The sequence below is a fragment of the Bradyrhizobium sp. genome (assembly GCF_030697065.1).
GTDB lineage: Bacteria > Pseudomonadota > Alphaproteobacteria > Rhizobiales > Xanthobacteraceae > Bradyrhizobium.
The window spans coordinates 1-5,132 of record NZ_JAUYQU010000053.1; the positions used below are offsets into that span (position 1 = coordinate 1).

General features: G+C 65.4%; 2 protein-coding genes. One reads left to right on the top strand and one right to left on the bottom strand.

What is annotated here, in order from left to right; translation table 11 throughout:
- Window positions 1-240 precede the first annotated feature (240 nt).
- Window positions 241-2,913, bottom strand: a complete 2,673-nt coding sequence (locus Q8R73_RS03645) for a PAS domain S-box protein (RefSeq protein WP_305718173.1) — start codon at window positions 2,911-2,913, stop codon at window positions 241-243.
- A 240-nt stretch (window positions 2,914-3,153) separates the two neighbouring features.
- On the opposite strand from Q8R73_RS03645, the gene Q8R73_RS03650 reads away from it, so the two are divergent.
- Complete coding sequence (locus Q8R73_RS03650; protein WP_305718174.1) at window positions 3,154-4,734, top strand: long-chain-fatty-acid--CoA ligase; 1,581 nt, start codon at window positions 3,154-3,156, stop codon at window positions 4,732-4,734.
- The last annotated feature ends 398 nt before the right edge of the window (window positions 4,735-5,132 follow it).

Genomic DNA, 5,132 nt, shown 5'->3' on the forward strand with positions numbered 1-5,132 from the left:
CTGCCCGGCAATAACGTTGGCAAGGTTGGCGAGCGGCCGACTTCGAAACTGGGCGGCTTGACCAGGGTCGAGAAGCGAACGTCGCATTCCTCTCCTCGCATTGGTGGCCATCGCGGACCGGCAGGCATCGCGAACACCGGCAGCAGCCAAAGGTTTGCGACGTCGCCCCAGTTCCGCGGGTCGTTCGGTCAGGCGCGGTCGGGTGGTTTCAACATGATGCGATGAGGTCACCGGCGAGGCTTACTCCGCGGCCTGCTCCAGCGGCGCGACCCGGGGCAGGATGATCTGGATCCTGGTGCCGCCGCCGGGTTCGGAATCGAGATCGAGCCGGCCGCCCAGCCGGTTGGTCACGATGCTGTAGACGATATGCAGGCCGAGTCCGGTGCCGCCCTGGTCGCGGCGGGTGGTGAAGAACGGATCGAACGCCCGGCGCCGCACGTCGAGGCTCATGCCGCAGCCATTGTCGGAAAACAGGATCTCGACATTGTCCTTGCCGGATTCGCGCACCTGAATATCGACCGTACCGGTCCTGCCGTCCGGAAAGGCATGCGCCACCGAATTGAGAAACAGGTTGGTGAGCACCTGCCCGTACGGGCCCGGATAGGAGTTCATGATGAGATTGGGCTGGCAGTCGACGTTCAGCGTCAGATTGTGCTTTCGCAGGCCAGGCCGCAGGCTCATCACCACCTGCTCGGTGAGATCTCCGAGATCGAACGTGCGCTGGTCCGAATAGTTGCGGTCGGCGGCGACCTGCTTGAACGAGGTGATCAGTTCGGCGGCGCGGTTGAGATTGGCCACCAGTTGCGAGGATGCATCGCGGCTGGTCGCGAGGAATTCGGTCAGGCTCGATCGCTTGAGATCGCCGCGCGCGACTTCGGCCGAGAACAGCGCGGTCTTGCGCTCCAGCGACGACGCGACCGTCAGGCTGATGCCGACGGGGTTGTTGACCTCGTGGGCGACGCCCGCCACCAGCCGGCCGAGGGCAGCGAGCTTTTCGGCCTCGATCAGCGAGTTCTGGGTCTCGCGCAGATTTCGCAGCGCAGCTTCCGCGGCATCCTTGGCCTTGCGCATCTCGAGCTCGCCGCGCTTGCGCTCGCCGATGTCGAGCGCGACCGTGACGATGTGCTCGATCTCGCCCTCGGCATCCAGCAGCGGCAGCTTGTTGACCAGCCATTGCCGCATGTTGCCGGAAGAATCCTTGTATTCCTCCTCGTAGAAGCCGAGCTCCCTGCCCGCCTCCAGCACCCGCTTGTCGTTCTCGTCGGTTTTTTCCGCGCCGTAGCGTGACATCAGATCGGTGGTGGTGTGGCCGATCGCCTCCGAGGGTTCGACGCCGAAGATGCCTGCCATATAGCGGTTCATCAGGACATAGCGCAGCTGCTTGTCCTTGACGTTGATGACGGCGGGCACGGTGTCGATCACCTGCTGCAGCAGCCGCCGACCCTCGGCGATGGCGTCCTCCGCGCGCTTCTGATCGGTGATGTCGCGCACCGTTCCCTCGTACCGCACGATCTCCCCGGTCTCGTCGCGGGCGACGGTCGCGCTGTCGGACAGCCAGAGCACCCTGCCGTCGCGGGCGCGAACCTGATATTCGAATTCGCGAACCATGCCGTCGCGTTGCATCAGCCTCTGGTATTCCGCGCGCGCCTGCGGATGGACGTAGATCTGATCGGAGACGTCGCCGATCCCTTCCATCAGTTCCTGCGGCGTATCGTAACCCATCATCCGCGCCAGCGCCGGGTTGGCGTTGAGCAGCGCACCGCCGGGGGTCGTTACGTAGATCCCGTCGACCGAGCCCTCGAACAGCTTGCGATAGCTTTCCTCGGCGAGGCGCTGCTCGGCCAGAGCATGCACCGCCGCCTCGCGCGCCGCATCGGCCTCGACCAGGGTGCGACGGAACACTTCGGCCGCCCGCGCGATGTCGCCGATTTCGTTGCTGACATCGGTGGCGGGAATCGAAGTGTCCTTCTTGCCTCCGGCCAGCGCGCGGATCGAGTTCGCGATCGAGGCCAGCGGACGGACGGTCCGCCGGACCACGAGCCAGGCCGCCCACAGCCCGATCAGCACGCCGGCGGTGCCGAGCACGATGCTCTGCCACTTGTCCCTGGCCAGCGTTTTCGCCAGATCGCGGGACAGCACACGGCTGCGGCGCGCGCTGACCTCGCGAAGCAGTTCGGTGACGCGCTGGATCAGGCGGCCCTCGGTGCCGAGCACCTCCTTGTCGATATCGGCGATCTGGCGTTCCCGGATCGACAACCCGATGATCGCTTCGGCGTAATTGTCGACGGCGGCGCGAAGCTTCAGATCCGGAATCGTCAGTGCCCGCATGCTTTGCGCGGCCTGTTCGGCGTCGGCCGGACTGCGCGCCAGCAAGGCCGACGCGATGCGGCTTTGGGCCTGAAACAACGTCGAGGCGATCACCGGATCGAGCGTTTCCGCGATCGCCTCGTCGAACCGTTCACGCAACGGCGGCAGACCGATGATCAGTTCGCCGCGCCGGTTGATCAGCGACGAAATCCGCTCAATTCCGTTGCGATAGGTCGTCAGCCGCACGGTGACGCCGTCGATCATGTCCTGCTGCTCCGGCGCAAGCTCCAGCCGGGTCTTCTTCAGGAGCTCGCCCAGCGTCGCGGCGGCGTCCCCGACCTGGGTCGACTGGTTGCCGGGATCGGTCACGAAGTCGCGTGCCGCCAGCCGCAATTCGTTCATCCGCCGGTCGATGTCCTCGGCGAGGTCGCCGACGGTGCGCAGCCGCTGCAGCTCCGCGAAGGTCAGGTCGATCTGGCGGATGGAGACGACGCTGGCGACGCTGGTGGTCGCGATCGCCGCCAGCACCAGCAGGAAACTGCCGAATGTCAGTTGACCGATCGAGAGCGAGAACGACCTTGTCTTTTGCGGCACTTCAGCAGGCATGGTAACGGGACCGGCTCCAATCGGCCGCAATATACGACGTATTCGGTGCCGAGGGGAACACGCCCGAAGCAGCGGCAAGCCCCGATGCGCCTCGAAAAGCGGCCCGATGTGTCGGCAGGATGACGACCCTGACCGGCCCAGGCAGGCCGCCGGGCGGCAGCTTGCGAGGCCCGCCGGCGCCGGTATGATCGCCGCCGGCCAAGAGGCGCATCGAGCGCCCGACATGCCAGGGAGAGACTCATGAATGTGACCCAGGGCCTGCGCAGGGTGCTGCAGACCAACCCCGAGGGGATCGCGACCGTCGACGGCGACCGCCGCCGCAACTGGCGCGATATCGGCGAGCGCGTCGCCAGGCTCGCGGCCGGTCTGCAGCAGCTCGGGGTCAGGCGCGGCGACCGGGTCGCGGTCCTGATGCTCAATTCCGATCGCTATCTCGAACTCTATCTCGGCATCGCCTGGGCGGGTGCGGTGATCGTGCCGACCAACATCCGCTGGAGCCGCGCCGAGATTGAGGATTCGCTGCACGACTGCCGCGCCTCGATCCTCGTCGTCGACAGCGCCTTTGCCGCGATGGGCGTCGAGCTCGCCAGGGCCGTACCCCTGAAGCTGGTCTATGCCGATGACGATGCCGGACCGGCCGGCGCGCAGGACTACGAGAAACTGATCGCCGCGAGCAGTCCCGTTGCGGACGCCATGGCCTCGCGCGACGAACTGGCCGGCATCTTCTACACCGGCGGCACCACCGGCCGCTCCAAGGGCGTGATGCTGAGCCACGCCAATATCGTCAGCAACGCACTGCATATGCTGAGCGAAGGCCTGTTGCCGGATGGCACGGTCTACCTCAACGCCGCACCGATGTTTCACCTCGCCAATGGCGGCGCGATGTTTTCCTCCCTGATCGGCGGAGGCACCAATGTGATCCTCCGGACCTTCAGTCCGGAGGGGGTGATGGCCGCGATCGAGAAGGAAAAGGTCACGGCCACCCTGCTCGTGCCGACCATGATCCAGATGCTGACCGACCATCCCGCGTTCGGGACCGCCGACCTGTCCTCGCTGCAGCGGATCATGTACGGCGCCTCCCCGATCAGCGAAGCCCTGCTCAACCGCGCGATGGCCGGGATGCCCGGCACCGCGTTCCATCAGCTCTACGGCATGACCGAATTGTCGCCGCTGGCGACGCACCTGAACTGGGAGCAGCACACCAGCGAAGCCGCGAAGAAGAAGAACCGGCAGCGCGCCTGCGGCCGCGCCGCGATCGGTTGCGAGGTCCGGATCGTCGACGCCGACCGCAAGCCGGTCGGCGTCGGCGTGGTCGGCGAAGTCGCGGTGCGCGGCCAGAACGTGATGATGGGCTACTGGGAACGGCCGGAGGAAACCGCGAAAGCCGTGATCGACGGCTGGATGCATACCGGCGACGGCGGCTACATGGACGAGGAAGGCTTTGTCTATCTGGTCGACCGGGTCAAGGACATGATCATCTCCGGCGGCGAGAACGTCTATTCGATGGAAGTCGAGAACGTCATCGCCCAGCACCCCAAGGTGTCGCAATGCGCCGTGATCGGCATTCCCAGCGAACAATGGGGCGAGACCGTGCATGCCTTCGTGATCCCGAAGGCCGGCGCGCAGGTCAACGCCGCCGAGATCATCGCCTTCTGCAAGGAAAGGATCGCCGGCTACAAATGCCCGCGCAGCGTCGATGTCAGGACCGACCCGTTTCCGCTGTCGGGCGCCGGCAAGGTGCTGAAGCGCGAACTGCGCAGAGCTTACGCCGAAGACAGCGCGCCGGCGCAGGCGAAGGAAAAGCGGGCCGTTGAGGTGTGACGCCTTTCCTGTTGATGTGTAAGGTCCTTCTTTGTGTCGTCCCTGCGAACGCAGGGACCCATACGCCATGCCGTCGATGTTGTAGATGGTGTGAGAGGACTTGTTCACTCACTGTCATTCTCCCGGACGACCTGGGTTATGGGTCCCTGCGTTCGCAGGGACGACCCAGCGGGGTTCAAGCTTTGCACGCACATGCCTTTTCGATCTCGCGGCGCGTTTCGCCCGAGGTTTGCTCTCAATTTCCCGCCCTCTCCACTCAGAGGGCGCGGGGAATGCCGGGCGCCCGATGCGCCCGATAGCCACGTGTGCTATGGGGTAGTGGTAGATGCACACGTGTTGTCAGGTCACACCGGAATCACCCGGCACTCCCCGCGCGATGGTTTTTGCTTATACGTGGT